25 protein-coding genes are annotated in these 25,853 nt (G+C 71.6%); 7 read left to right on the top strand and 18 right to left on the bottom strand.

Annotation, left to right across the window (positions count from 1 at the left end):
• Positions 1-127: 127 nt before the first annotated feature.
• Both VZF99_RS12965 and VZF99_RS12970 read right to left on the bottom strand, forming a co-directional pair.
• Complete coding sequence (locus VZF99_RS12965; RefSeq protein ID WP_407334991.1) at positions 128-2,008, bottom strand: hypothetical protein; 1,881 nt, start codon at positions 2,006-2,008, stop codon at positions 128-130.
• Between the two features lie 2 nt (positions 2,009-2,010).
• A complete protein-coding gene (locus VZF99_RS12970; RefSeq protein WP_407334992.1) occupies positions 2,011-2,958 on the bottom strand; it encodes a hypothetical protein in 948 nt (315 codons plus the stop codon).
• 33 nt (positions 2,959-2,991) lie between these two features.
• Here VZF99_RS12970 and VZF99_RS12975 point away from each other — a divergent pair, with 33 nt between their 5' ends.
• Entirely contained in the window at positions 2,992-3,852 is an 861-nt protein-coding gene (locus VZF99_RS12975; RefSeq protein WP_407334993.1) for a hypothetical protein, read from the top strand.
• A gap of 30 nt (positions 3,853-3,882) precedes the next feature.
• On the opposite strand, the gene VZF99_RS12980 is transcribed toward VZF99_RS12975, so the two are convergent.
• The 3 genes from VZF99_RS12980 to VZF99_RS12990 form a co-directional block, all read right to left on the bottom strand.
• Positions 3,883-4,572 (bottom strand): response regulator, encoded by a 690-nt coding sequence (locus tag VZF99_RS12980; RefSeq protein WP_407334994.1) that lies wholly within the window; start codon positions 4,570-4,572, stop codon positions 3,883-3,885.
• Positions 4,569-5,765 (bottom strand): sensor histidine kinase, encoded by a 1,197-nt coding sequence (locus VZF99_RS12985; RefSeq protein WP_407334995.1) that lies wholly within the window; start codon positions 5,763-5,765, stop codon positions 4,569-4,571. Before VZF99_RS12985 ends, VZF99_RS12980 begins: the two co-directional genes overlap by 4 nt.
• A 114-nt stretch (positions 5,766-5,879) precedes the next feature.
• Positions 5,880-6,626 carry a phosphoglyceromutase gene (locus tag VZF99_RS12990; protein WP_120286050.1) on the bottom strand — a complete coding sequence of 249 codons (747 nt, stop codon included), beginning with the start codon at positions 6,624-6,626 and terminating at the stop codon, positions 5,880-5,882.
• 41 nt (positions 6,627-6,667) lie between these two features.
• Between VZF99_RS12990 and VZF99_RS12995 the strand changes: the two genes are divergently transcribed.
• Positions 6,668-8,377 (top strand): long-chain-fatty-acid--CoA ligase, encoded by a 1,710-nt coding sequence (locus VZF99_RS12995; RefSeq protein WP_407334996.1) that lies wholly within the window; start codon positions 6,668-6,670, stop codon positions 8,375-8,377.
• A 25-nt stretch (positions 8,378-8,402) separates the two neighbouring features.
• Here VZF99_RS12995 and VZF99_RS13000 read toward each other — a convergent pair whose 3' ends face one another.
• From VZF99_RS13000 to VZF99_RS13010, 3 genes are all read right to left on the bottom strand, one after another.
• Positions 8,403-8,966: a YbjN domain-containing protein gene (locus VZF99_RS13000; RefSeq protein WP_069389592.1), complete on the bottom strand. Its 564-nt coding sequence runs from the start codon at positions 8,964-8,966 to the stop codon at positions 8,403-8,405.
• Between the two features lie 70 nt (positions 8,967-9,036).
• Positions 9,037-10,347, bottom strand: coding sequence for a D-inositol-3-phosphate glycosyltransferase (mshA, locus tag VZF99_RS13005; RefSeq protein WP_407334997.1), 1,311 nt, complete (start codon positions 10,345-10,347; stop codon positions 9,037-9,039).
• Between the two features lie 135 nt (positions 10,348-10,482).
• Complete coding sequence (locus VZF99_RS13010; protein WP_335672801.1) at positions 10,483-11,334, bottom strand: alpha/beta hydrolase; 852 nt, start codon at positions 11,332-11,334, stop codon at positions 10,483-10,485.
• 207 nt (positions 11,335-11,541) lie between these two features.
• Between VZF99_RS13010 and VZF99_RS13015 the strand changes: the two genes are divergently transcribed.
• A complete protein-coding gene (locus VZF99_RS13015; RefSeq protein ID WP_185950874.1) occupies positions 11,542-11,991 on the top strand; it encodes a limonene-1,2-epoxide hydrolase family protein in 450 nt (149 codons plus the stop codon).
• Here VZF99_RS13015 and VZF99_RS13020 read toward each other — a convergent pair.
• Genes VZF99_RS13020 through VZF99_RS13040 form a run of 5 tightly spaced genes read right to left on the bottom strand, consistent with a single transcriptional unit; the run spans position 11,972 to position 16,912 of the window.
• Positions 11,972-12,439, bottom strand: a complete 468-nt coding sequence (locus tag VZF99_RS13020) for an ATP-binding protein (protein ID WP_407334998.1) — start codon at positions 12,437-12,439, stop codon at positions 11,972-11,974. The two genes, VZF99_RS13015 and VZF99_RS13020, sit on opposite strands and share 20 nt — an antisense overlap.
• On the bottom strand, positions 12,429-12,764 hold the full coding sequence (locus tag VZF99_RS13025; RefSeq protein WP_185950876.1) for an STAS domain-containing protein: 336 nt from the start codon (positions 12,762-12,764) through the stop codon (positions 12,429-12,431). Before VZF99_RS13025 ends, VZF99_RS13020 begins: the two co-directional genes overlap by 11 nt.
• Positions 12,761-14,680, bottom strand: coding sequence for a glycosyltransferase (locus VZF99_RS13030; RefSeq protein WP_407334999.1), 1,920 nt, complete (start codon positions 14,678-14,680; stop codon positions 12,761-12,763). The genes VZF99_RS13025 and VZF99_RS13030 overlap by 4 nt, the downstream gene beginning before the upstream one ends.
• A 50-nt stretch (positions 14,681-14,730) precedes the next feature.
• Positions 14,731-15,954, bottom strand: a complete 1,224-nt coding sequence (locus VZF99_RS13035; protein WP_407335000.1) for a PP2C family protein-serine/threonine phosphatase — start codon at positions 15,952-15,954, stop codon at positions 14,731-14,733.
• A gap of 7 nt (positions 15,955-15,961) precedes the next feature.
• Positions 15,962-16,912, bottom strand: a complete 951-nt coding sequence (locus VZF99_RS13040) for a glycoside hydrolase family 26 protein (RefSeq protein ID WP_407336132.1) — start codon at positions 16,910-16,912, stop codon at positions 15,962-15,964.
• Between the two features lie 117 nt (positions 16,913-17,029).
• Here VZF99_RS13040 and VZF99_RS13045 point away from each other — a divergent pair, with 117 nt between their 5' ends.
• Positions 17,030-17,809 (top strand): SDR family oxidoreductase, encoded by a 780-nt coding sequence (locus tag VZF99_RS13045; protein WP_154829823.1) that lies wholly within the window; start codon positions 17,030-17,032, stop codon positions 17,807-17,809.
• Positions 17,810-17,916: 107 nt separating this feature from the next.
• On the top strand, positions 17,917-18,453 hold the full coding sequence (locus VZF99_RS13050) for a ferritin (protein WP_067717088.1): 537 nt from the start codon (positions 17,917-17,919) through the stop codon (positions 18,451-18,453).
• A 175-nt stretch (positions 18,454-18,628) separates the two neighbouring features.
• Here VZF99_RS13050 and VZF99_RS13055 read toward each other — a convergent pair whose 3' ends face one another.
• The 5 genes from VZF99_RS13055 to VZF99_RS13075 all read right to left on the bottom strand — a co-directional run bounded on the left by VZF99_RS13055 (position 18,629) and on the right by VZF99_RS13075 (position 24,144).
• Complete coding sequence (locus tag VZF99_RS13055) at positions 18,629-19,252, bottom strand: dihydrofolate reductase family protein (protein WP_407335001.1); 624 nt, start codon at positions 19,250-19,252, stop codon at positions 18,629-18,631.
• Between the two features lie 57 nt (positions 19,253-19,309).
• Positions 19,310-20,947 (bottom strand): ATP-binding cassette domain-containing protein, encoded by a 1,638-nt coding sequence (locus tag VZF99_RS13060; protein ID WP_407335002.1) that lies wholly within the window; start codon positions 20,945-20,947, stop codon positions 19,310-19,312.
• A gap of 141 nt (positions 20,948-21,088) precedes the next feature.
• Positions 21,089-21,673 carry a GNAT family N-acetyltransferase gene (locus tag VZF99_RS13065; RefSeq protein WP_407335003.1) on the bottom strand — a complete coding sequence of 195 codons (585 nt, stop codon included), beginning with the start codon at positions 21,671-21,673 and terminating at the stop codon, positions 21,089-21,091.
• 108 nt (positions 21,674-21,781) lie between these two features.
• Positions 21,782-22,963 carry a membrane protein insertase YidC gene (yidC, locus tag VZF99_RS13070; RefSeq protein WP_325768756.1) on the bottom strand — a complete coding sequence of 394 codons (1,182 nt, stop codon included), beginning with the start codon at positions 22,961-22,963 and terminating at the stop codon, positions 21,782-21,784.
• A 95-nt stretch (positions 22,964-23,058) separates the two neighbouring features.
• Complete coding sequence (locus tag VZF99_RS13075; RefSeq protein ID WP_120286121.1) at positions 23,059-24,144, bottom strand: UDP-N-acetylmuramate dehydrogenase; 1,086 nt, start codon at positions 24,142-24,144, stop codon at positions 23,059-23,061.
• Positions 24,145-24,300: 156 nt separating this feature from the next.
• Between VZF99_RS13075 and VZF99_RS13080 the strand changes: the two genes are divergently transcribed.
• The gene (locus VZF99_RS13080; protein ID WP_120286060.1) at positions 24,301-24,801 is read left to right on the top strand and encodes a DUF2505 domain-containing protein; all 501 of its coding nucleotides are present in this window, start codon (positions 24,301-24,303) and stop codon (positions 24,799-24,801) included.
• Positions 24,802-24,858: 57 nt separating this feature from the next.
• Positions 24,859-25,773, top strand: coding sequence for a DUF2993 domain-containing protein (locus VZF99_RS13085; RefSeq protein ID WP_120286061.1), 915 nt, complete (start codon positions 24,859-24,861; stop codon positions 25,771-25,773).
• The last annotated feature ends 80 nt before the right edge of the window (positions 25,774-25,853 follow it).

Below are 25,853 nucleotides of genomic sequence, written 5' to 3' on the forward strand. Positions count from 1 at the left end.
ACACGCGTGCGCGGCCGCCCGCCGGCCGCGGTCGAACGGGGCCGCCCGCTCGCGCACCGCGGCTGAAACGGCCCCGCCCGCACCTGGAGCAGGCGCGGGCGGGGTGCGGGTCGTGGCCGGGATGCGGCTAGGAGACGAGTCTGAGCAGGAGTGGCCCGCACGTCACGCCCAGGCCGACGATCACCGCGAGGGCGATGCTGACGGAGTCGTTGCTCCTGCGCAGGACACGGACCATGGCCACCAGTCCGACGATCACCACGATCGCCAGAGCGAAGGCCACCCACGGCAGATCGCGCCAGAGCAACTGGAAGCCGATGAACAGGGCCGCGCCCGCGACCGCGGAGGCGAGCACCTGCGCGACGAGGATCAACCACTGCGACGCCGGCGACCGCTCGGGCTCGGCCCCGCCGGGGGCATAGTCGACGTCACGGTACTGCGAGTTGTCCGGCTCCGCAGGGGTCTGCTGCGACGCGGGTGCGGGGGTCGGAGCGTCGGCCCGGTCGGCGCCGGGCTGGTCTGTGCTCGTCCGGTCGGCGACGGGGGCGTCGGCCCCGGGCCGGGCGACCGGCTGCTGGTCCGCTGTCGTTGCGCCGGCCTTCGTCGCCTCAGCCTGCGTCGCGTCGGTCTGCGCCGCGTCGGACTTCGTCTCGTCGACCTTCGGCCGCTCGGTTCCGGTGCCCGCGCCGGCCACTGCCGCGGCCATTCCCGCGACTCCCGCACCTCCGGCGGCGGCAGCGGTCGCCGCACCGAGGGCACCCCCGCGCGTGGCGGAGTCGGAATCGTCGGGCTGCTCGGCGGGCGCCTCGGGGGCGCGGTGGGCGGTCGAGCCACTGCCCGACGGCACACCCCATGCGGAGGCGGCGGCCCCTGCTGCGGGCTTGTCTGCGGCGGCGGGCTTGTCGGCCGCCGGAGCGGCGGAGGTCCCGGCGGGCTTGTCGGCCGCCGGAGCGGCGGGCGTCCCGGCGGGCTTGTCGGCCGCCGGAGCGGCGGGGGTCCCGGCGGGCTTGTCGGTGGTGCGCTCGTCTGCTGTGACGGCCGTGTCGGTGGCCCCGGAGGCCTTGCCGGCCTCGGCAGAACCGGAGGTCGCGGCGGACGTGCCGGTGCCGGGTTTGCCGGTGGCGGGCTTGGCGGTGGCGGGCTTGACCGCCGGGGCGGTCGACGAGGCTGGCGCGGCCTTGTCTGCGGTTCCGGCCGCTGCGGACGGAGCTGTCTTGTCGACCGAGCCCGGGGCTGCGGTGCCGGCGACACCCGCAGCGGCAGCGCCCGCGACACCTGCGGCCGCCGCGCCGGCGGGCGCCACGCCCCCACGATCGGCGGGCGTCGGGCGGGTGGCGGGAGCGTCGGACCCCGACTGCTCCGCATCCTTGCGCTTGCGGCCGAACAGCCCGCGCAGGCCGCCCTTCTTTCCCTGCTGGCCGGCGTCATCGGAGGCGGAGGGCGACGGGGCGGGCGCGGACGGGGTCGACGACGACGGGGCCTGCTGCGGTGAGGCGGCCGGCATCCGCGTGGTGGCCTGCTGCGAGGCCGGCGGGGTGGTGCCCGATGGCGGGGTGGCCTGCTGCGGGGCCGGCGAGGTGGTGGGTGTCGGTGCGGCGGACGACTTCTCGGCCGACCCGGCCGGCGTGGACGCGGGCGCCCCTGCCTCCGGGGCCCGCCGCCGTCCCGAGGACCGCGGGGTCTGCGGGGCCTCAGAGGTGGACGACCTCGTCGTCGTCCCCGGGGTCTTCTCGGCGCCCGTCGGGGCACCACCGTCGGCACCCGGCTGCGCACCCTGGTCGGCGGCTGCTGCTTCCTCGGCCTCCCGCGCCCGACGCCGCGCCGCGCGACCACTGAGCACGGTGTCGTCGGTGATCTTGGGGATCTCACCGGTGAGCTCGGAGACGCTGAGTCCGCCGCCCTCGTCGGCCCGGCGACGCCGACGCCCGGCCGGGGCGTCCTGCTGCTCCGCGCCCATGCGCTTGAGCAGCTCCGCCACGGTGATCTGCTGACCGTCTGAATCCTCGGCCATCGTCAGCTCCCCTTCCCGTCGCCGCCCACGTCCCGGTCGAGACGCTGCAGGATGAGCCCCTCTCGCAGAGCCCACGGACAGATTTTCACACTTTCCAGACCCAACGCACGCATGGACGCCTCCGCCACCAGCGCTCCCGCCACCACCTGATGCGAGCGGTCGGAGCTGATGCCCTCCAACTCTGCCCTGTCGGCGGCCGTCATGCGGGAGATAAACGCGATCACCTGCCGCAGACCGGCGGCTGTGAGCACCCGGTCCACCCGTGGGCCCGCCGACGACGGCGCCGCACCCGTGAGCCGGGCCAACATACGGAACGTCTTGGAGGTGGCGCACGCGAGGTCGGGCTCACCGGCCGCCCGGAGTTCCCGGGCCGGCCCGTCGAGCTCGGCGTCGATGTAGTCACGCAGCTGGTTGATGCGCTTGCGCTCCGGCGGGTCGGTCTTGAACCAGTCGTGGGTGAGCCGGCCGGCGCCCAGCTGCAGACTGAACGCCTGCTCGGGCAGCTCGTCCTCGCCGTGGGTCATTTCCAACGACCCACCACCGATGTCGAGGTTGATGATCCGCCCCGCGCTCCAGCCGTACCACCGACGCGCGGCGAGGAACGTCATGCGCGCCTCGTCCTCACCGGAGAGCACCCGCAGCTCGATGCCGGTCTCCTTCTCCACCTTGGCCAACACGTCGTCCGAGTTGGCCGCGTCGCGCACGGCGGAGGTGGCCAACGCCATGACCTCGCGGCACTTGGTCGCCTCGGCCAGCTCGGCGGCCTCGTTGACCGCGTCGATGAGCCGGGCGATGCCCGTCTTGGAGATGTTGTTGTCGTCGTCCAGGTACTCGATCAGGCGTAGCCGGGTCTTGGAATCGTTCATGGGCGTGGGATGACCACCCCGGTGGGCATCGACCACCACGAAGTGGACCGTGTTACTTCCCACGTCCAGGACACCTAATCTCACACGACCACCCTAAACGGTCTACGGTCGCAGGTTGTGACCGCCACCGAACGCCCCCCGACCCCGGGCGCCCCTCAGCCCGAGGTCCCCCTCGACTTCCCGCGGGAGTGGTACACGTTCCCCGACCCCGCGAATGACGAACATCTGATCTCCGCCGACATGACCTGGCTGCTGTCGTCGTGGACGTGCGTCTTCGGCACGCCCGCCTGCCACGGCATCGAACGCGACCAGCCCGACTCCGGTTGCTGCACGCACGGCGCCTTCCTCTCCGACGACTCCGACCGGCAACGGCTCGAGGCCAACGTCGCCCTGCTGCGTCCGGAGGAATGGCAGCACCGTGAGGCCGCCCACGCCGCCGCGGCGGCGGAGGGGGCCGCGCAGGAGGCGTGGCTGGAGGAGGACGAACTGACCGGCGACGACGGCGAGATGGAGCCCGCTCTCAGGACGCGCCGCCTGGGCGGGAGGTGCGTGTTCTTCAATGACGTCGGATGGCCGACCGGGTCGGGCTGCGCCCTGCACCACCTGGCCGGGCGGACCGGGCGGAGCCTGCCCGAGTCCAAGCCGGACGTGTGTTGGCAGCTGCCGATCCACGTGACCCGCGAATGGGAGACCCGTCCCGACGAGGTGGAGATCCTCCACACCCGCGTCGGCGAGTACGACCGCCGCGGCTGGGGCCCGGGCGGGCTGGACCTCGACTGGTATTGCACAGGCTCGCCCGAGGCTCACGTCGGCGTCGACCCCGTCTACATCTCCCTACGTGACGAGCTGGTCGAACTGCTGGGCGCCGAGTGCTACGAGGTGCTCGCCGCGGCGTGCCGGCGTCGGCGGCAGCTCGGGATCGTGGCCGTGCACCCGGCGACCGAGCGGGCGCAGACCGAACGAGCCAGCGAGACCTGACCGGGGCAGTCCGGAATCCAGCGGGGGCGGTCAGCCCTCGAACTTGTAGCCCAGCCCGCGGACGGTCACCAGGTGCACCGGCTTGCCGGGATCGGACTCGATCTTCGAGCGCAGACGCTTGACGTGGACGTCGAGGGTCTTGGTGTCGCCGACGTAGTCCGACCCCCACACCCGGTCGATGAGCTGTCCGCGCGTGAGGACCCGGCCCGAGTTGCGCAGCAGGTACTCCAGCAGGTCGAACTCCTTGAGCGGCAGCGTGACGGCCGAACCGCGGACCAGCACCGTGTGCCGCTCGATGTCCATCCGCACCGGCCCCGACTCCAAAACGCCGATGTCGCTGACCGGCTCCGCCTCGGCCTCGGCGCCGCGGCGCAGCACCGCCCGGATGCGGGCGATGAGTTCGCGGGCCGAATAGGGCTTGGTCACGTAGTCGTCGGCGCCCAGCTCCAGGCCGACGACCTTGTCGATCTCACTGTCGCGGGCGGTCACCATGATCACCGGGACGGTCGACGTCGTCCGCAGTCGCTTGCACACATCGGTGCCGGACATCCCGGGGAGCATGAGGTCCAGCAGCACGATGTCCGCGCCCTCGGACTCGAAGTTCTCCAGCGCGGTCGGGCCGTCCCCCGCGACGGTGACCTCGAAGCCTTCCTTGCGGAGCAGGAACGCCAGCGGATCCGCCAGCGAGTCCTCGTCCTCCACGATCAGCACCCTGGTCACGGCACCTGGTCCTCTCCTTGGTCGGCGTGCTCGGCGCCGGGGGTCCCCCCGGCGCCACCCGGCTCCACATGAGCCGGAAGTTCGAGTGTGAAGGTCGACCCCGTACCGGGGCAGCTCCACAGGCTGACGGCGCCGTTGTGGTTCTGGGCGACGTGCTTGACGATCGCCAGACCCAATCCGGTCCCGCCGGTGGCGCGGGAACGGGCCTTGTCGACGCGGAAGAACCGCTCGAAGACGCGGGCCTGGTGCTCCGGGGCGATGCCGATCCCGCGGTCGGTGACCCGCAGCGTCACGGTGTCCCCGGTCGCGGACCGGGTGATCGACACCGGGGTGTGGTCGGGCGAGTAGTTGATGGCGTTCGAGATGAGGTTCGACACCGCCGTGACCAGGAGGGTCCAGTCCCCCTTGACCTCAAGCCCGGACGGCGCATCGGTGATGAATTCGATCCCGGCCGCCTCCGCCGCCGACGCCGACCGACGCAGGGCCTCGGCCACCACGTCGTCCACGTCCACCGGTTCCGGGTCGCGGATCCGCTCGGCGCCCTGCAGGCGCGAGAGTTCGATGAGCTCGGAGACCATCTTGCCGAGCCGCTGGGCCTCGCTCACCACGCGTCCGCCGAAGTACTCGACCGACTCCGGGTCGTCCTTGGACTCCAGCAGCGCCTCGGCGAGCACCGCCATCGCCCCGACCGGGGTCTTGAGCTCGTGGGACACGTTGGCGACGAAGTCGCGGCGGGCCGCCTCCATACGACGGTGCTCGGAGTCGTCGTCGGCGAAGACCACGACGAACTGCTCACCGTTGCCCTCGAGGATCTCCCCGCGCCCGCTCACCGACGGGACGCGGCGGCGGCCGGGGGCCATCTTGGCGGGCAGGTCGAACCGGGTGGGGTGGCCGTCCGTGAACGTCGACCGGGCCGCGCGCCACACCGGCTCCACCAGCAGGCGGTCATCGACGATCCCCAACTCCGCTGCACGACGGTTGTAGAGGACCACGTCCTGGTGGCGATCCACGACCGCCAGTGCGTACGGCGCCTGCTGATAGACGCCCCGCAGGACATCCAGCCGGCTGGGCCCGGCCTGCTCCGCGCGCCGACGCTCACCGCGTCGGTGGATCAGTGGGACGACGAAGCCGCCCACGATGAAGCCGATGATCCCGGCGACGATCGCGAGGAAGATCCCCAGACTGACCTGCACGACCCCGATCCTACGGTGTGGCGTTCCGGCGCCCGAATCGCCAAACCCCCGGCCACCTGCGCGAAGTTCGCAGGCTGCCGGGGGTTCGCGACCCGTTCACCGGGCCTTCACCTACTACTTGCCGCCCTGGTTGGCCACGGCGGCCGCACCCGCGGCGGCGGCCTCCGGATCGAGGTAGGTGCCGCCCGGGTTGGCGACCAGCCCGGTCTCGTCGAAGTGGTAGACCAGCGGGATCCCGGTGGGGATGTTCAGGCCGGCAATATCCTCGTCGGAGATGCCGTCGAGGTGCTTGACCAGGGCGCGCAGCGAGTTGCCGTGCGCGGCCACCATCACGGTCTTGCCTTCCGCGAGCTTGGGGGCGATCTCGGCGGCGTAGTACGGGATGAACCGGTCCACGACGTCCTTGAGGCACTCGGTCAACGGCACCTCCGGCAGGTCCGCGTAGCGCACGTCGGAGGTCTGCGAGTACTCGCCCGCCGGGTCGATCGGCGGCGGCGGGGTGTCGTAGCTGCGGCGCCACAACATGAACTGCTCTTCGCCGAACTGGTCCTTGATCTCCGCCTTGTTCAGGCCCTGGAGCTTGCCGTAGTGACGCTCGTTGAGCTTCCAGTGCCGGATCACCGGGACCCAGTGACGGTCACACGCGTCCAGCGCGATGTTCGCGGTGGTGATCGCGCGACGCAGTAGCGAGGTGTACAGGATGTCCGGCAGGATCCCCGCCTCGGCGAGGAGCCTGCCGCCGCGGACCGCCTCCTCCCGACCGAGATCGGTGAGGTCGACGTCGACCCAGCCCGTGAACTGGTTGGATGCGTTCCACGTGGACTGCCCGTGACGCAGGAGGACGAGTGTTCCGTAAGCCATACGGCCATTATGACCCGCGCTCCGAGGACTACGGTGCAGACATGACCACACACGCCGGAGACACCCCCGAATCGACCGGGCGGCCGTGGACCGTCCACTACACGCCGGGGACCACGCAGGATCTCGACTACGGCACCACCACGCTGATCGACCAGTTCGACGACGCCGTGAGCACCTACTCGTCCCGGCCCGCCACCGAGTTCTTCGGCCGCCTGACGACCTACGCGGACCTGGGCAGGCGGGTGCGCCGCGCCGCCGAGGGCCTGCGGCGCCTGGGCGTCGACCGTGGCGACCGCGTCGCCGTGCTGCTGCCCAACTGTCCCCAGGGCGTCGCGGTCTTCTATGCGGCCCTGCGCATCGGTGCGATCGTCGTGGAGCACAACCCCCTGTACACCGCCGACGAGCTCGAGGGCCCCTTCGCCGACCACGGGGCGAAAGTGGTCGTGACCTGGAACGTCGTCGCGCCCGTGGTGCGGGACCTCGCCGACCGGCCCGGCACCGCGATCGAGCACATCATCTCGGTCGACCTGCTCGACGAGCTCCCCGCCGCCAAGAGGCTGGCGCTCAAGCACCTGCCGGTGCCGTCACTGCGCGCCTCCCGGGACAAGCTCTCCCGGCCGGCCCCCGGCACGCTGGACTGGGCGGACCTCGAGACGGGCGCCGAGCTGGACTTCTCGTACCCGCGGCCGGCGGCCGGGGACCCCGCACTGATCCTCTACACCTCCGGCACGACCGGCACCCCGAAGGGCGCCGTGCTCACCCACGCCAACCTGGTGGCCAACGCCAAGATGGGCCGGGCGTGGGTGCCCGGGCTCGAGTTCGGTCGCGAGCGCTTCCTGGCCTCCCTGCCGATGTTCCACGCCTACGGGGTGACGCTGTGCGTGGTGATCGGGATCGCGGTCGGCGCGCGGCTGCAACTGGTGCCGACCCCCGACATGGACCTCATCATGCCGATCATGAAGAAGGACCTGCCGACCTTCATCCCGGCCGTCCCGCCGATCTACAGCAAGATCCTCGAGGAGGCCGACAGGCGGAAGATCTCCCTGCACGGCATCAGGCACTCGCTGTCCGGCGCCATGAGCCTGCCCGCCGAGCTCATCGAGAGGTGGGAGTCCGCCACCGGTGGACTGCTCGTGGAGGGGTACGGGATGACCGAGACCTCCCCCATCACCGTGGGCAACCCCATGTCGACGGCGAGGCGGGCCGGCTCCATCGGCGTCCCGTTCCCGGACACCGATATCCGTGTCGCGGACAAGGACGACCCCTCGGTCGACGCACCGGCCGGCGAGCCCGGTGAACTGTTGGTCAAGGGGCCGCAGGTGTTCCCGGGCTACTGGCGCAACGAGAAGGCGACCGCCGAGACCTTCCACGACGGTTGGATCCGCACCGGCGACGTCGTGGTGCAGGACTCCGACGGCTTCCTGCACGTGGTGGACCGGATCAAGGAGATGATCGTCACCGGCGGGTTCAACGTCTACCCGTCGGAGGTCGAGGCGGTGCTGCGCACGGCCCCGGGCGTCGCGGACTGCGCCGTGGTGGGCCGCCCGAGCTCCGACGGCGGCGAGAAGGTCATCGCCGCGGTCGTGCCGGAACCCGGCGCCTCACTCGACCCCGACGCCCTGCGCGCGCACTGCAAGGGCTCGCTGGCCGGGTACAAGGTCCCGCGCGAGTTCGTCGAACTGGACGAACTGCCCACCAACCCGATGGGCAAGGTCCTGCGCAAGAAAGTGGCGCAGCAGATCAACCCCTGACCGGCGGGTTGTCCCGGCCCCCGGGCTACTCGGGCTGGGGCAGGTCCTCGGTGAGGTGGCGGAACGCGTCGAGGTTGCGCAGCGGCTCGCCCCGGGACACCCGCCACTCCCACTCGCGGCGGATCGAGGTGTGGAAGCCCAGCTCGATGAGGACGTTGAAGTCGTGGTCGGCGGCCTCGAGCACCTGACCCAGCACGCGGTCGAGCTCCTCCTCGGTCACCGCGACCAGCGGCATCCGGCCGACGAGGTAGATGTCGCTGTTGTTGTCCAGCGTGTAGGCCACCTGGTAGAGCCGCCGGTTGCGCCGCAGCAGGTAGTTGTAGACCTTCTCGAAGTCCTCGTCGGGTCGGCGGCACACGAACGCCTCGATGCGCACGCTCTCCCGGTTCACCGTCAGGTGGCACGCGGTCTTGAGGCGCTTCTCCCCCGGCAGGATCACGACGAAGGTCCGTCCGTCGGCCAGCGTCGACTCGATCTCCCGCTCCACGAGGAAGTTGCGGATCCGCTCGACGGTCGGGGCGTCGACATCGTCCCGGTGCGGGGCCGGCCCGTCGTCGTCCATGCGCTTGCTCTCGGTGGGGTCGATCATCGTGGCTCCTTGGGGGTCGTGGGCCGGGCCTCGTAGGCGATTCGACGCGGCGGCTCGTGCGGACGGGAGGTCAGGACGCGGTTGCCTCCGCACGCCGGGCCCGGTATGCGGCCATCGTGCCCGCATACGAGGACAGCAGCCCGTCGGCGGTGGAGTCCCAGGAAAACCCGGAGGCGTGTACCGGGGCGGCCCGCGACATCGACAGGCGCAGCTCGTCGTCGTCCAACAATCCCGACAACACGCGCGCCCACTCCCGCGGATCGTGCCCGTCCACGGTGATCCCGGTCCGGCCGTCGGCGACGGCCGTGGGGAGCCCGCCCACCGCGGCCGCGACGACGGGGGTCCCACACGCCTGCGCCTCGAGGGCCACGAGCCCGAACGACTCCGAGTACGACGGCACCGCCACGATGTCCGCGGCCCGGTAGACGTCCACCAGCTCCGACGGCGGGCGCGGCGCCAGGAAGCACACGCGGTCGGCCACGCCCAGCTCCTCGGCCAGCTCCATCAGCGAGCGCGGCCTTTCGAGCCCCGACCCGCTGGGCCCACCGACGACCATCAGACGCACATCGCGGCGGGGCTGGGCGCGCACCATCTCGGCCAGCGCCCGCACGATCACGTCGGGCGCCTTGAGCGGTTGGATCCGGCCGACGAAGGCGATCACCTCGGAGTGCTGCCCCAGCCCGAGCGCGCGGCGGGCCCGCTCGGTGCCGCGCTGGGTGCCGGGGGTGTACTGCTCGAGGTCGGCGCCGGGCGGGACCACGTCGATGTGGGCCGGGTCGGCGTCGTAGTAGTCGACGAGTTCGCGCAGTTCGCCGGTGGTATTGGCGACGAGCCGGTCGGCCGCGTCCACAATCTGCTGTTCCCCGATGCGCCGGGACTCGGGCTCGGGGGTGTCCCCCTCGGCGAGGACCGCGTTCTTCACCGCCGCCAGGGTGTGCGCGGTGTGCACCAGTGGCACCCCCCAGTGCTCGGACGCGACGAGCCCGGCCTGGCCCGAGAGCCAGTAGTGGGAGTGGATGAGGTCGTAGTGGCCCGGCGCCTGCCCGGCCTCCGCCCGCATCACGCCGGCGACGAACGGGCACAGCTGCGTGGGCAGGTCCTCCTTGCGCAGGCCCTCGAACGGTCCGGCCACGATGTTGCGGACCAGCACGCCGTCGCCCGCCTGCTCGACGGGCGGCTGCGACGAGTGGGTGGCGCGGGTGAAGATCTCGACCTCCACCCCGCGGCGGGCCAGGCGGCGCGCGGTCTGCAGGACGTAGACGTTGAGCCCACCCGCGTCGCCCGTGCCCGGCTGGGCGAGCGGCGAGGTGTGGAAGGACAGGACCGCGATGCGCCGGGGCAGGGGATGCGCGGCGCCGGGGTCGAGGTCGGTTACGGTCACCCGTCCGATTGTGCCCCCGCCCGCGCCGGGGTGCACGTCGCCCGTGCCCCCGCCCGCCCTGAGGTGACGACGACGAGGTGGGCCTCCCCGACCGGGCCCGCCCGTCGCGTCGGCTGCCGGACCCGCGCGGCGGCGCTACAGGGAGGCGGCGAAGTCGTCGAGCTCGGCCAGGAAGCGGGGCGTGTCCTCGAGGAACGGCGCGTGCGCGGACTCCGCGAACTCGACGTAGCGGCCGCCGGGGATCATCTCGGCGTTGGCCCGGCCGGCGGAGGGCAGCACCACCCCGTCGTGGGCACCGTGGAGGACCAGCGCGGGGATCGTCAGACCGCGCAGGGTGTCGTCGTTGTCCACCTTGCGGGTGAGCAGCGCCTGCCGGACCGCCGGGGGCGTGGACAGGGACAGTCCCAGGATCCGCTGCCCGTCGGCGCCCGATCCCGAGCGCATCAAGGCTTTACCGAAGCTCGTGAACGCGGCCAGCGCGACCGAGGGCTTCTCGTCGAACGCGCCGCCCGAGGTCACCTCCTTCATGGCGGGGCCGATCGCGCCGCCGGCCGAGCGGGAGAGCGAGGTGACCGCGCCGCAGAGCACGATCCCGTCGACCCGGCCCTCGCCGCGGGCGGCCAGGTAGTCCGAGACCACCACGCCGCCGTACGACCACCCCAGCAGGATCGCGCCCGCATCCTCGCCGATGCCCGCGGAGTCCAGGACGGCCTCGACGTCGTCGGCCCACTGCCGCGCCGAGTCGTAGCCGTCGGCCGGGACGTCGGAATGCCCGTGGCCGCGCAGATCGATCGCCACGACGCGAAACCGCTGCGCCAGGTCGCCCAGCACCTCGGTCCCCCAGCTCGAGCTCGACTGGGCCCATCCGTGGATCAGTACGAGCGGCCGGGCGGCGGGATCGCCGAGGACCCGGTAGGCGATCGCGGTGCCGTCCGACGAGACGGCCGAGGCGAGGGTGGGCGAAGGGTGGGTGGGCGCAGAGGTCATGCGCCTCATGGTGCCAGCCACGCTCCGGGTTATGCGGCCTGTCTGCACGGAATCCACCCGCGTACGCGTGCGGAATGGTCCATAGAGGGCACGCACCCGGGGCGGGGCGGGGCGAGACGGGACGGGGCGGGAGGGCGCGCACCCGCAGTGACGCCGATCGGCATGATCCGACCCCCAGACCGCGCCCGCGGCGGTTACCGTTGCGCAATGGCAGCCACCAGCACCCGGACCGACCCCGATGTCGTGGTCCGCACGTTCTTCGACGCCCTGATGACCGGCTCCACCGCCACCGCCGCCGACCTGCTCAGCGATGACGTCTGGTGGGCCAACATCGGCCTGCCGACCATCCGGGGCAAGCGCGCAGTCGTCGGCGCGATCTCCTCGATGAACCGCAGCATCCGCTTCGGCGTGGAGATCCACCACCTCGCGGTGTCGGCGCCCGCGGACCCGACCGACCCGGCGGCCCCCGTCGTGGTGCTCACCGAGCGCACCGATTACCTGGGGGTGGGGCGGTTCCGCGTCGGCTTCTGGGTGTGCGGCCGCCTCGAGGTCCGCGATGGCCGGGTGTGCGGTTGGCAGGACTACTTCTCCAAGGCCGACATGGCCAAGGGCGCGGTGCGCGGACTCGTCGAGATGGTCACCGGCCGGGGTCGCTGACCTCGTCGTCGTCGTCGTTGTCGTCGTTGTCGATGTCGTCCCCGCGGTAACACACCAGCCGCCACTGGTTGCTCCCGCCGCGGCGCCGGTACTCCAGTTCGTCGAGCGCGGCCAGCGCGATGGCCAGACCGCGGCCGCGGTCTGCCATGACGTCGGGCATCTCCACGGTTCGCAGGTCCACGCGGGCCGGGTGGCCGTCGTCGGAGAAGCGCGCCTCGAGCCGATCGGGGGTGAGCTCCAGCTCGAGCGTGAGCGACACCGTCCCCACGCGGCCCGCGTGCTCGATGATGTTCGCGCCGATCTCGGCCACGGCCACCTCGAACTGCATCCGGGCGTCCTCCTCGACCTCCCCGGACGTGGTCATCTCACCCACCAGGTCGAGGATCCGGTCGAGGGTGCCCTCGTCGGTCGACGACGAGGTGAGAGACCACCGACCGTCAGCGGCCATCGAAAGCGGCTTCCGCCGTCTCGTGCGCCGCGAGCACCTTGTCGAGTTTGGTCAGGGTGAGCACCCGGCGGACCTGCTCAGTGGGGGCGGCGATCCGCAGGTCGCCCCCTGCCTGACGAGCCGCCTTGAGCCCCGAGATGAGCGCCCCCAGCCCGGAGGAGTCGATGAACTCGGTGGTGCTGAGGTCCACCACGAGGTGTCGCGACCCGCCCTCGACCAGCTGCCGCAGCTGGTCACGCAGTCGCGGCGCGGCGACCATGTTCAGTCTCCCGGTCGGCTGCACCACCACACTGTGGTCGAGTTCCCGGGTGTCGTAGGTCGTCATGAGGCTCCTTCTGTCTGGGGACCACGGTAGCGAGCGGCCTGGAACACCACCGAGAGAATGAACAGGTCGAACACCACCCACACGAGGTTGGCCACCACCCCCAGCACCGAGTGCGCGCCGAGCGCCAGCCGCACCGCACCGATCACGGCCGCGACCACGAGGGCCGCCATCACCACGAGCTGCCAGCGGAACAGGTGCCACGGGGTGGCGTCCTGGCCCTGCCGGGTCTTGGGGGTCACGGCGAAGTCCAGTGGCTTGCCGAACCACACGTTCCGCACCGCGGTCCACACGGACATGATCCACACCGGGAACAGGGCCAGGCTGTACTGCTGGCCGCGCCACGTGGGCGTCCCCCGGCCCACCACGAAGAACAGCAGTTGACTCAGGAGGAGGAACGGGATGAGTCGGGCGAAGAAGTCCACGCTCCACGCCTGCACCGGGAGCACGCCGAACACGAGGTAGATCACGGGGGCGGCGAAGTAGGCCACGGCGGCGAACCCGGACAGGTAGCTCCACATGGTGGACCAGTACATGAGCCGCTGCGCCAGGGTGAGCCCCTTCTGGACCAGCGGGTTCTCCCGCAACATCACCTGGATGGTGCCCTGCGCCCAGCGCAGCCGCTGCGTGAGCATGGTCTTGGGGTCCTCGGGCGCCAGGCCGTAGGCCAGGACCTCGTGGTGGTAGGCGGTGCGCCACCCGGCCGCGTGGAGCCGCATGGCCGTCGCCATGTCCTCGGTGACCGAGATCGTGGCCAGGGCCTGGGTGGGCTCGGCCTCGTCGGCCCGGTCCACGTCCACGGCGGCGATGAGCGACCGCACGGACTCGATCGCACCGAGCGGTGACCACTCCCGGTCCGACAGCTCGTCGAGCATGAGCTCGTCCAGCACCACGGTCTCCGACGCGTGCTCGTCCAGGGCGGCGATCGCCTCCAGGTCCGCGCGGATCGCACCCGCGTCGGCGTCCACCACCACACGTGCGGCGGCGTCGACCTCCTGCTGGAACCGGTACGTCACGTCGGCCAGGGCGGCGTCCCCGCGCAGCTCCGCCCGGGCGGCCCGGACGGCACGCCGGACGCCCTTGAGCGCCTCCGCCACCTCGGGCTGGTCCGATGGCACCGACCGCTGCGCGCGGCGGACCACCCGGTCGGCGGTGCGCAGGGCGCGGGTCACCCCGTCCTCCACGGCGGTGACGTAGCCGGAGATGCCGAGTTGCATGAGGGCCTCGCGACGCAGCACGGCGTTGGAGCCGCAGAAGAACGCCGCGTTCCACCCGTCCTTGCCCTGCTGGATGGGGCCGTAGAACAGGGGCGCCTGGCTGCCGAGCGGGTCGGAGTCGGGGACGTTGGTGAAGTACTGCGGGGTCTGGACCAGCGCCATCCCGTCGTCGGTGAAGTACCCGAGCGTGTGGTCGAGGATCTCCGGTTCCGGGATCTGGTCGGCGTCGAGGATGAGGATGAACTCGCCGTCGGTGTGCAGGAGGGCGTTGATGAGGTTGCCGGCCTTGGCGTGGCGGGGCTTGTTGGTCCAGCTCGCCGCGCGCGTGAGGTAGTCCACCCCCAGCCCCCGGGCGGCGGCGGCGAGTTCGGGCCGCGACCCGTCGTCGAGGATCCACGTGCGGTGCGGGTACCGGATCCGCGCGGCCGCCTCGGCGGTGCGCAGCACCAGGTCGATGGGCTCGTTGTACGTGGTGATGAACACGTCCACCGTGAGGCCCTCGGGGGCGGGGGGCGGAGGGGGACGACGACGCAGCCGCCACATGGTGAAGGCGAACAGCAGCGAGTCGACCAGGCTGTACGTCTCCGCCAGCACCAGCGGGACGGCGATCCACCATGCGTCCCAGTTGATGGAGAACAGCCACCGCCACACGATGTAGTTGAGGCCCACCACGACCGTGAGCACCACGAGGAGCCGCAGCATCGGCGAGGGGTACTCGCTCCTCGGGACCGGCGGTGCCGGCGACACCGCGCTCACGCCGCCTCCCGCCGCACAGCCACCACGGTGACGTCATCGAGAGGGGGCAGGCCCACGGCCAGCCGACGGGACGCCTCGACCAGGTCGTCCGGGCCGGGGTGGGCGGCGACGAAGTCCTCGACGGCCGTGAGGTCGCTGATCTCGTCGAGGAGGTCGAGCAGGCCGTCCGAGCAGACCACGAGCATGTCCCCCGGCAAGAGGTGGGCGTGGGCCGTCTCCCGTTCGATGCCCGGCAGGATCCCGAACGGGATCCCACCCCGGTCGAGGGTTTCGATCGTGCCGTCGGCGCGGCGGATCATCGCCAGGCCGTGGCCGGCGTCGACGTACCCGATCCGGCCGCTCGGCAGGTCCACCAACGCGAAGAACGCGGTGACGAACGTCTCCGTGTGGTCGAAGTCCTGCTCGAGGTGGTCGGCGGCCATTCTCGCGACGGCGCCGGCATCCGGCTCGCCCCCGTTCTCCAGCAGGAACCGCGCGGACCCGCGGATCGAGGCACGGACGGCCGAGGCGACGATCGCGGCACCCAGCCCCTTGCCCATGACGTCGGCCACGGTGACCGCCAGGAGGTCACCGCGCCGGTAGTGGTCGTAGAAGTCTCCGCCCACCGTGAACGCGGGCAGACAGGTGGCGGCGACCTCGTAACCCCGGAGACCCTCCAGCGGTCGCGGCAACAGTTGCCGCTGGATCTCCGCGGCCCTGTCGATGTCGTCCGAGCGCTCGAGTTCGCGCTGGGCCCACTCGGCCAGCTCGATGAACGTCTGGAATTCCTCGGCGTCGAGGTTCCGTGGGACGACGTCGTAGAGGCAGAACGTGCCCACCGGGTGGCCGGAGGGCCCATACAGCGGGTAGCCCGCGTAGAAGCGGATCCCCCCGTCCCCGCCGATGCCGGGGATCTCCGCGAACTCGGGGTCGGCGGCGGCGTCCGGGATGACCAGCGCGGGAGAGTCGGGCTGCCGGTACGCGCGCGCGATGGTGGTGCGGCACACCGTCTTCTCCCGCGGGATGGCGGTCAGGTCCAGCCCCTCGATTGACTTCATCCACTGGTTGTCGCGATCCATGAGGGACAGCGACGCGGCCGGTACCCCGAGCACCCGCCGGGCCATCCGGGTGACCTGGTCGAACCGGTCCTCCGGCGGCGTGTCGAGGAGCCCCAAACGGTCGACGTCGCGCACCCTCTCCGCCTCGAGGGCGTCGGGGACACTCCACGGGTGCGGGGTCATCGGGGTCTCATTCCCTTCTCAACGCAGCGGCGAGGGCTGCGGCGGAACCGGGCGTGCTGCCCACCCTCCAATCCGCCTCCTTGTCATGATCGAACCAGATGAACGCCGACACTTCACGACGACCGTCAAGATAGCTGACCAGCTCACCGTTCCACGCCGCCTTGGACCCTCCGCTCTCGGCGCTCGCCACCTCGGTGATCACCACCGGCAGTCCGGGTGCCAGGCGACCCACCTCCTCGAGTGTGGAGCCGAAGATCTCCTCCGGCGACCGCCATCGACTCCACGGCTGTGACGTGCCCCAGTTGTATCCGTCCACGCCCACCACGTCCACGTACCCGTCCCCCGGGTAGAGCTCCCCGATCGGGCTGCTCCCCTCGTGCGGAACGTTGACCGCCCAGATCCACTTCACGTTGGTCGCCTGTTTGAGCCGGAACAGCTTGTGGACGTGCCGCCACGCCGCTACGTACACCTCGGGCGGGGTGCCGCCGGCGGGGCTCCACGGGTACCAGTCACCGTTGGGCTCGTGGGCGAACCGCAGATGAACGGTGCCACCCCAGGCACGCAGCTCGTCGGCCCAGCGGTAGAGCTGGTCGTCGTGGACTCCGTCGGCGATCTGCTCCAGGGTGATCGCCCGGGTGTCGTACCGGCCGTCACCGAGCGCGCGCCACGGCTCCCACGTCACCACCGGCTGCGCGCCCCGCGCTCGGACGGCGTTCAGCGCGCCGATCGGTGGCGGTGAGGTGAAGTCGACGAACCACATCTCCACCGCGGGGGCCCGCTCCACCGCCGCGGTGACCGCGCGTAGCTCCCCGATGGCATCGGGTCCGCCGGGAGTGCTCACCCCGAAGAGTGGACACGTCTGCCCCACCGATTCCAGATCGGCCTCACTCACCTCGCACCGCACCTCCTGGCCGCAGGACACGGTGAGCACCGCCGCCATCACCGGCACGAGCGCCATCCGCGTCAATCGCCTCACACGTCGAGCATCCCCGCCCCGGCGGGGCCCGTACACATTTCCGCCCCGGCGAGCGGATCACGTCGACCCCCGTCGGACCCGCCGCCTAGTCTCTAGGCCATGAGCATCGACCACTCCGCCGCCCGTGAGCGGCTCGCCGCCCTGCCCGCCGAGACCCGCGTCGCGGTGGTGACGGGGGCGTCGTCCGGGATTGGTGAGGCGTCCGCGCGCGAGCTGGCCGGCCTCGGGTTCCACGTGGTCGTCGGGGCGCGGCGGGTCGACCGGCTGGAGGCGCTCGCGGCGGACATCGGCGGCACCGCCCTGCCCCTCGACGTCACCGACGCCGACTCGTGCGAGGCGTTCTGCGCGGCCATCCCCCGGCTGAACGTGCTGGTCAACAATGCGGGCGGCGCCAAGGGCACGACCAGTGTGATGGACGCCGACGAGGACCAGTGGCGCTGGATGTGGGAGACCAACGTCATCGGCACGCTGCGCATGGTCCGCGGTCTCATGCCGGTGCTGGTGGATACGGGCGACGGGCTGGTCATCACCATCACCTCGATCGCGGCCCTCGAGTCGTACGACAACGGCTCCGGTTACACCTCGGCCAAGCACGCTCAAGCGGTCCTGCACCGGACGTTGCGCGGGGAGCACCTGGGCCAGCCGGTGCGGTTCACCGAGATCGCGCCCGGCATGGTCGAGACCGAGTTCTCCCGCGTGAGGTTCGACGGCGACGACGACAAGGCGGCCGCCGTCTACCGTGGGCTCACCCCGATGGTGGCCGAGGACGTGGCGGAGATCGTCGGGTTCGTGGCGAGCCGGCCCTCGCACGTCAACCTGGACCAGATCGTGGTGAAGCCGCGGGACCAGCACTCCGCGATGCGCGCCCACCGGGGCTGATGTGCGGTAGGTGAGGCTGGCCATGGTGTACCCAGGTTAGGCTTACTGACCTGGTGAAACGTCGCCGGCGAACATAGGCTGGCCCCCTACCGAAAGGGGCCTCCTCCATGGCCAGGAACAAGAACTCATTCGTCGAACTCCTCTCCGCTCAGGTCGGTCACGAGTTCGCCGCCAGTCAGCAGTACATCGCGATCGCCGTGTGGGCGGACGCGCAGGACCTACCGCAGTTGGCGTCGCGCTTCTACTCGCACAGCCTGGGTGAGCGGAACCACGCGATGATGATGGTCCAGTACATGCTCGACCGGGAGATCGCCGTGACGATCCCGGCCGTGCCCGCGCCGGAGGCCCAGTTCCGCGGTCCTGCCGATGCGCTGCGCGCCGCACTGGAGCAGGAGAAGCAGGTTACCCGGCAGATCGAGGCGATGTTCCAGGCCGCCCGCGCCGAATCCGACCCGCTCGGCGAGCAGTTCATGCTGTGGTTCCTCCGCGAGCAGGTCGAGGAGGTCGCCAACATGAACACCCTGGTGACCATCGCCGAGCGCGCCGCCGACGACTGGTTCCGCATCGAGGAGTACCTGGCCCGCGAGACCGACTCCTCCACCAACACCGGCACCCCGCCCTCCGTGGCCGGCGGCGCCGTCTGATCCTGCCGGCTGACCCCGCGTCGCCACGCCACCGCGCCACCTGGCCACCTCGCCGTCGAGAAGAGTGTTTCGCGCGCCTCTACTCGATAGATACGCGCGAAACACTCTTCTCGACGGCGGCGCGGTGGCAGGCGCGGTGGCGGGGAGGCAGCGGCGCGGCGGCAGGGCGTTGCGGTCAGCCGCGGGAGTACTCCACGTAGCTCACCCCGCTCTCGAAGTCTCGACGCGTCCGACGGGTCAGCGCCAGCGGGAGCGCCCCGCCCACCGCGTCCGCCCCGCCAGCCGCGCCCGGCCCGCCCGTCGCCCGCGCCACCAGCGGAATGCCCGCGCCGAGGACGACCGGATTGACCTTGAGGCGGAACTCGTCGATCTCGTCGACCACCTGCCCGGCCAGCGCCCCGCCCCCGCAGAGCCAGATATCCAGCGGTGAGTCCTCGGCCTTGAGCCGGCGGACCAGCGTCACCGGGTCCTCGTCGGACGCCGTCAGCCCCTGCTCGGCGGGCAGGCCCTCCGGCCGGTGCGTCACCACGTACTGACGAAGGTGCGGGTAACCGCTGGCCAGGCCCTCGTCCACGGCCACCTGATGGGTGGTGCGGCCCATGACCACGGTGTCGAACACGGCGGGCGGCGCCGTCGTCAACCCCAGTGGCTCGCGGAAGTGGCCGGGGATCGTCTCCGGGTAGTGCTCGACGATCCAGGGCATGTGGTCGCCCTCGACGGGGAAGACGTCGAAGCCGCCCTCGGGGTCGGCGATGAAGCCGTCGACACTGACGGCCACGTAATAGATGAGCTTGCGCATGGTGGGTCCTCTCTGGGGATGGTGGTGAGCGTCTGCGTCCACCCCGCCGGAGCGGGGTCAGCCGAGGGTGATCACGTCGTCCACCCCCACCCGATCGCAGAAGCCGTCGTCGTGGGTGACGAGCAGTAACGCCCCCCGCCATTGCGCGAGTGCGTCGGCGAGCACCCGGACGCCGTCGAGGTCGAGGTTGTTGGTCGGCTCGTCCAGGATCAGCAGCTGCGGGACCGGTCGGGCGAACAACCGCGCCGCCAGCGCCGCACGGAGTCGCTCGCCACCGGACAGGTCGCCGAGTCGGCGGAACCCGGCGTCACCGGTGAACAGCAGCCGCGCCGCGTGGGCGTGGGCCTCCTCCGCCGGCGCGTCGGGGCGGACGGCCCGGATCGCGTCGATGACAGACCACCCCGGATGCTCGACGCGAAGATCCTGCGGCAGCAGGGCCCACGGGACGTGGACCACCTCGTCGTTGAACCCATCGACATCGAACCCATCGTCGTCGAACCCCTCGTCGACGCCGCCGGCGCGGTCCGGACAGCGAGCGCCGAGGAGGCGTCGCAGCAGCGTCGTCTTGCCGCTGCCGTTCGGCCCGGCCAGGCGCACGCGCGCGGGCCCCGCGAGATGGACCCGGCCCGCGACGGGGTCATCGACATCCAGCACCACCCGGCCGGCCGGCAACCCTGGGTCGGGCAGCTCGACCCGCAGCCGCTCCTCGCGCCGGACCGTGGCATTGGCCGAGCGCATCCGCTCCCGCGCCTGCTCGACGCGCTGGTCGTGGACCGCGCGCAACCTGCCGGCCGATTCCTGCGCCGACGCGCGACGGGCGTTCATGAGGATCTTGGGCATTCCGCCCGCCGCCTGCACCCGCCGCCCCTGCGCGACCCGCCGGCTCGCCTTCTCGACCCCCTCGACCCTGTCCCGCCTCTCGGTGCGCAGATCGTTCCGCGCCCCGGCCAGCGACTGCACCGCGGCCGCCTGCTCGGTCTCGATCACCTCGCGATAGTGCGCGTACGGCCCGCCGAACACCCGGCACCGGCCGGCCCGCAGCTCGACCGTCCTGCCGGCACGGTCCAACAATTCGAGATCGTGGCTCACCACCAGGACCACGCGATCGCCGCCGCCCACGAACCCGCCGATCGCCGCGAACAGCCGCTCCCGCGCCCGCCCGTCGAGATTGTTGGTGGGTTCGTCCAACAGGAGGACCCGGGGCCGCCCGAGCAGTCGACCCGCCACCGCGGCCAGAGTGCGCTCCCCGCCGGACAGCGCCACCACGGGTCGGTCCAACTCGGTCGGCAGGCCCAGGTCGTCGAGCAGCGCGACCGTGCGCTCGGCCACGGCCCAGTCGTCGCCGACGAGCTCGAAGTCGTCGTCGTCGCCCTCCCCCGCCTCGATCCGCGCCAACGCCGCCAGTCGCCCGCCCACCCCGAGTTCATCGGCGAGGGTGCGCTCCGCCGGGGCGTCGGCGAGCAGTTGCGGCAGGTATCCCACGGTGGGCGGGCCCGCGGGATCACCATCGACCGTGATCGAACCGCGCGTCGGCCGGCGTTCGCCGGCGATGAGGCGGAGCAGCGTGCTCTTGCCGGCACCGTTCCGGCCGACGAGGGAGGTCAGGCCGGGACCGACGGCGAGGTCGAGCCCGTCGAAGAGTGGGGTGTCGTCGGGAAACGCGTACGCGACGTCCGACAGGACGAGGGAAGACATGCGTGCTCCAGGAGAGGTGGCGTGTGGCCGGGACTCACCTGTGGTTCAGCACTGTCCTTCGATCTCCTCGTCTCGTTCCCCTCGGCTCCGCGCCCCTCGCGGCCCCGGGTCTCCCCGGAGTCGCGCCGTGCGCCTGCCGACTCATCCGGTGACGCTACGCGGTGGACCCGCCGGCGGCAAGGGTCGGTCGATGCGGCAGATCGCGTGGAGGGGCGTGTCACCGGGGTTGTCGGGTGTGAGCTCCGCGTCCGGCAACCGCCGGAACCCGGCCCGGAGCAGGGCAGCCCAGGATCGCGGGTTCTCGATGTTCACGGGAACGATCACGCAGCTCGCGCCGGGGTGGTGAGCCCAGATCTCTGAGACCGCCCGGGCCGCCATCGCCGCACCGGCGCCCCTGCCGCGTGCCGCCGGTTCGGCGATCAGGTAGTCCATGCTCCACGCTCCGTCGGGCACCTCGATCCCGGCCCTCGTGAGCTCGTCCACGCCCGAGGGCTCCGCCGCGATCGGGTACCTCATCAGTATCCCGGCGTCCTCGCCGTCGACGATGACCACCAGGCATTCCGTCTGTGCGTCATCGAGGTAGGGGCCGAAGTCCTGTTCGACCCGGTCCGGCGAGTTCTCCGACCACCACCGCGCGACGAGCGGCTCGGCCAGCCAGCGCGCGAGCGTCGGCAGGTCGTCGCGGGTCAGCGGACGGAACCTCACGTCGGGAGCGGCGGTCTCCACGGCTCCAGCGTAGACCCGGCCGGGACTCCTGCCGAGGGTGTGACGGCGCGGGTGGGACGGGGAGGGTGTGACGGCGCGAGTGTGCCGGCGCGAGTGTGCCGGCGAGGGCTACATGAACGCGCTGGGCGGCAGGCCCTCGCGGCTGCTCATGGGCAGTTCCTTCTCGAGCCGCTCCATGAAGAAGTGCGACTGCACCGCGGTCCAGATGTTATTGGTGAGCCAGTACAGGCCGATCGCGATGGGGAAGTTGAAGAAGTACGCGCCCACGATCGGGAAGAACGGGAACAGGTACATCATGATCTTCATCGACTGGTTCATCGACTCGGTCATGGACTCGGCCATCGACTGGAAGTCCTGCGGCTTGGCCGCCGCATCAGCGCCTGCTCCAGCGCCCGTACCGGCCGCGCCGGCAGCGCCCGCGGTGGCGGGAGTGCCCGGGGTGCCGGCCGTACCATCGCGGCGGTCGGCGGCAGTGGAGCCGCCCTCCGATCCGGCGTCGGCCGCGGTGGCGGGCTTCTCGCCGTCGATCTCCACCACCTCGCCGTCGACGAACGGCCCGCCGGCGCGGTCCTCGGCCTCGACCTGCGCGATCGCCGCCTGCTCGGCCGCCTTGGCTGCCTTCTGGCGGCGGAAGGAGTTCCACATGTTGATGAACGTGGCGATGCCGGCCAGCACGAACAGCGGCACGGCCAGCATGAGGATGTCGCTCTGCTGCAGCCCCGGATGCAGCGAGTCCATGACCTCCTGCGGCATCCGGATGTAGGAGGCCAGGGGCACCCCGAAGATCTCGGCGTTGAGGAAGGAGGCGACCTGCTCGGGCTGGAACGCCCCGTTGGTCATGGTCGAGGCCTCCTCGATGGACTTGCCGGGAGGCGAGAAGTTGAGCAGCACGTAGTACAGGCCGAGGAACACCGGGATCTGCACCAGCAGCGGCAGGCACCCGGCCGCGGGGTTGACGCCGGCGCCGGAGTACAGCTCCTGCATCTCCTTGGCCTGCGCCTGGCGGTCCTCGGGGGACTTGCGGTCCTTGTACTTGAGCTGCAGCTCCTTCATCTTGGGAGCGAGCTGCGCCATCTTGCGCATCGAATACTGCTGCCGCCACATGGACCGCATGAGCAGCAGCCGCACGGTCACCACCAGCAGCAACACCGAGCCGACCCATGCGATACCGGAGTCGGGGTCCACGACGAAGCTCAACGCCCAGTGCCAGAACTTCATGACGAGTGACACCGGATACGCGAACAGGTCCACGGGCTTCTCCAACGACGAGCGGCGCCGGATCGGGCGCACGGGGCGGGACAGACCACAAAGGTCGGGCTCCAGCGTGCCAGGGTGGGCGGCGCAGGGGGGAATCAGGGTCGCGCGGCTGTGCCGGGCGGCCCGGGTCAGATGTGGCAGCCCACCCACACCGGCTCGGGGTGCAGCTCCACACCGAACGCCTCGCGCACCCCGTCACGTACCTCGCGCGCCAGCGCGATCACGTCGTCCGCGGTGGCCTGACCCCTGTTGGTCAGCGCCAGCGTGTGTTTGGTGGAGAGACGAGCGGGTGACGACGACGAGGGATGCCCCTTGGAGAAACCGGCCCGCTCGATGAGCCATCCCGCCGAGAGTTTGACGCCCCCGGGTGCGGAGAAGGCGGGCATCTGCTCGGACTGCGCGGTGCCGAGCCTGGCGGCCACCCGGGATCGCACCGTGGGGAGTTCGTCCTGGGGTATCACCGGGTTGGTGAAGAACGATCCCGCGGACCAGGTGTCGGAGTCGTCGTCGTCGAGCACCATCCCCTTGCCGCGGCGCAGGTCGAGCACCGTGCGCCGCACCACGGCCGGGTCGGTCCGGTCACCAGGGGCGACACCGAGGCGGCCGGCGAGTTCGGCGTAGCGGATCGGTTCGCTGCGTCCGGCGGGATCGAGGCGGAACTCCACCTCGAGGACCACGGCGCGGTCGGTGTTCTTCAGGATGGACGTGCGGTACTCGAGGCCGAGGGCGTCGGGGGTGACCCATTCGTCGACGCCGGTGGCGCGGTCGAACCAGCGCACGCGGTGCAGGATCTGGGCGACCTCCACCCCGTAGGCGCCGACGTTCTGCACGGGCGTCGCGCCCACGGATCCGGGGATGCCGGACAGGCACTCGAGGCCGCCGTACCCGCGCGCGACCGTGTCGGCGACCAGATCGTCCCAGGTCAGGCCCGCGCCCGCGCGGACGACGAGCTGGTCCTCGGTCGGGCCGGCGAGGTAGTCGATCTCCCGGTTGCGCACCGCCACCGCCACCAGGTCGAGGTCGCCGCCGGCCACCACCAGGTTCGAACCGCCCCCCAACACGAGCACCGGCACGTCCGCGGCGTCCAGGGCGCGGACCGCCGCGACGACCGCGTCCGGGGTCGCACACTCCAGCAGCGCGCGGGGGCGGCCGCCGATGCGCAGGGTGGTCAGGTCCGCGAGGCGGGCACCGGGCGCCACGTCGATGCCGCTGATGTGGGACAGCTGGGCGACGACCGGGTCGGCGGGGTGCGGCGCGCTGCCGGCACGGTGTGGATGGGTGCCCGCGGGGTGCGGCGCGGTGCCGGCGGGGTCGGGCGACGACGGGTTCACACGACCGAGGGTAACCGGCGGCTTGTAGGGTCTGACCCCATGGCGACCCGCTTCTCCCACACGGCACGTATCGACACGCACGTCGAGAACGTGTTCACCTCCTACGGCGACGAGGCCTTCTGGCGCGACCGCATCGCCGCCGTCGGCAGCCCCGAGGACACCCTCGACGACTTCTCCACCACCGGCGACACGATCACCGTGACCGTCACCCAGCACATCCCCGACTCCGACATCCCCGACCTGGCGCGCAAGGTCCTGCCCGGGCAGCTGGTGATCGTCCGGACCAGCACCTTCGGCGACTTCGACGGCGAGCGGTTCACCGGATCGGCCCGCGCCGAGGCCGCCGGTGGGCTCGGGATGATCGACGGCGGCGCCGAGGCCGTCCACCGGGACGGGGCGGCCCACGAATCCGTCTCCGGTCAGGTCAAGGTGTCGGTGCCGCTGCTCGGCGGCAAGCTCGAGAAGCTCGTCGTGGGGCACCTGGACCGACTGTTCGAGGCCGAGTACCAGCACCTGCGCCGCTGGACCGCCGCCCGCTGACCTGCGGCGGGGACGTGGGCACTGCACGACCGGCCCGGATCGGTGACAATCGGACGAATGCAGCAGCCGCACGACACCCAGCGACTCCCCGCCTACGACCGGCCCGGCGTCCAGCACGCCGAGACGCAGCAGTTCGCCGCAGCGCCCGGAACCGGCTCGCAGGGCCCCGGCGCCTCCGACACGGGTGGACCCTGGACGGCCGAGCGCGGCCCGGGCGGGCCCGGCTCGGGCGGATCCGGCGCTGACGGCGGGAGCCGGCGGGGACGCGGGCCGCTGATCGCGCTCATCGCGGCGCTTCTCGCCGTGGGCCTCGTCGCGGCCCTGGTCGGTCTCGAGTTCGGCATGCGCAACGCCATCAAGAACCGCATGAGCGACGAGGTGACCGCCAGCCTGGGGTCGCCCGCCCAGGTCGAACTCGGCGCGCGCCCGGTGATCCTGTCCTACATCGACGGCAACCTCGGCTCCGTTCGCATCACCACCGACGGCTCGGCGGCCGACGGCGCGACCGGCCCGGCACCGCAGATCGACATCCGGGCCGACGGCGTGCGCACCGAAGGCGACCTGACCTACGTGGACTCGCTGACCGGGACCGCGTTCGTCTCCGAGCAGACCATGTCCGCCGCCGCCCAGTCCGAGGGCGCGGCCGGCGACACCCTGCTCGGCGGGCTGATCCAGGTCCAGGAGATCATCGCCGACCCCGCCGCCGGCACCCTGCGCGTCTCGATCAGCGGCCTGGCCGAGGCGGTCGTGACGCCGCGGCTCATCGGTGGCGACCTCGAGATGCAGCCGGAGCAGGCGTCGATTCTCGGCTTCCCGCTGCCCTCCGAGTTCCTCGGCGGGACCGTCTCGATGATGGACTCGGCGCTGGCCGAACTGCCGGAGGGTGTCCAGTTGACCGGCGTCCGGGTGGTGCCGGGCGGCATGACCGTCGACATCGCCGGGCAGGATGTCGTGCTCGAGGCGACCGAGTGACCCCTGCGCCTCACGCGGACGGCAGGGTCACGGGCGGCAGGGTCACGGGCGGCAGGGACACCGGCGGCAGTGACGCCGGC

The organism is Dietzia kunjamensis (genome assembly GCF_045689975.1).
GTDB lineage: Bacteria > Actinomycetota > Actinomycetes > Mycobacteriales > Mycobacteriaceae > Dietzia > Dietzia kunjamensis.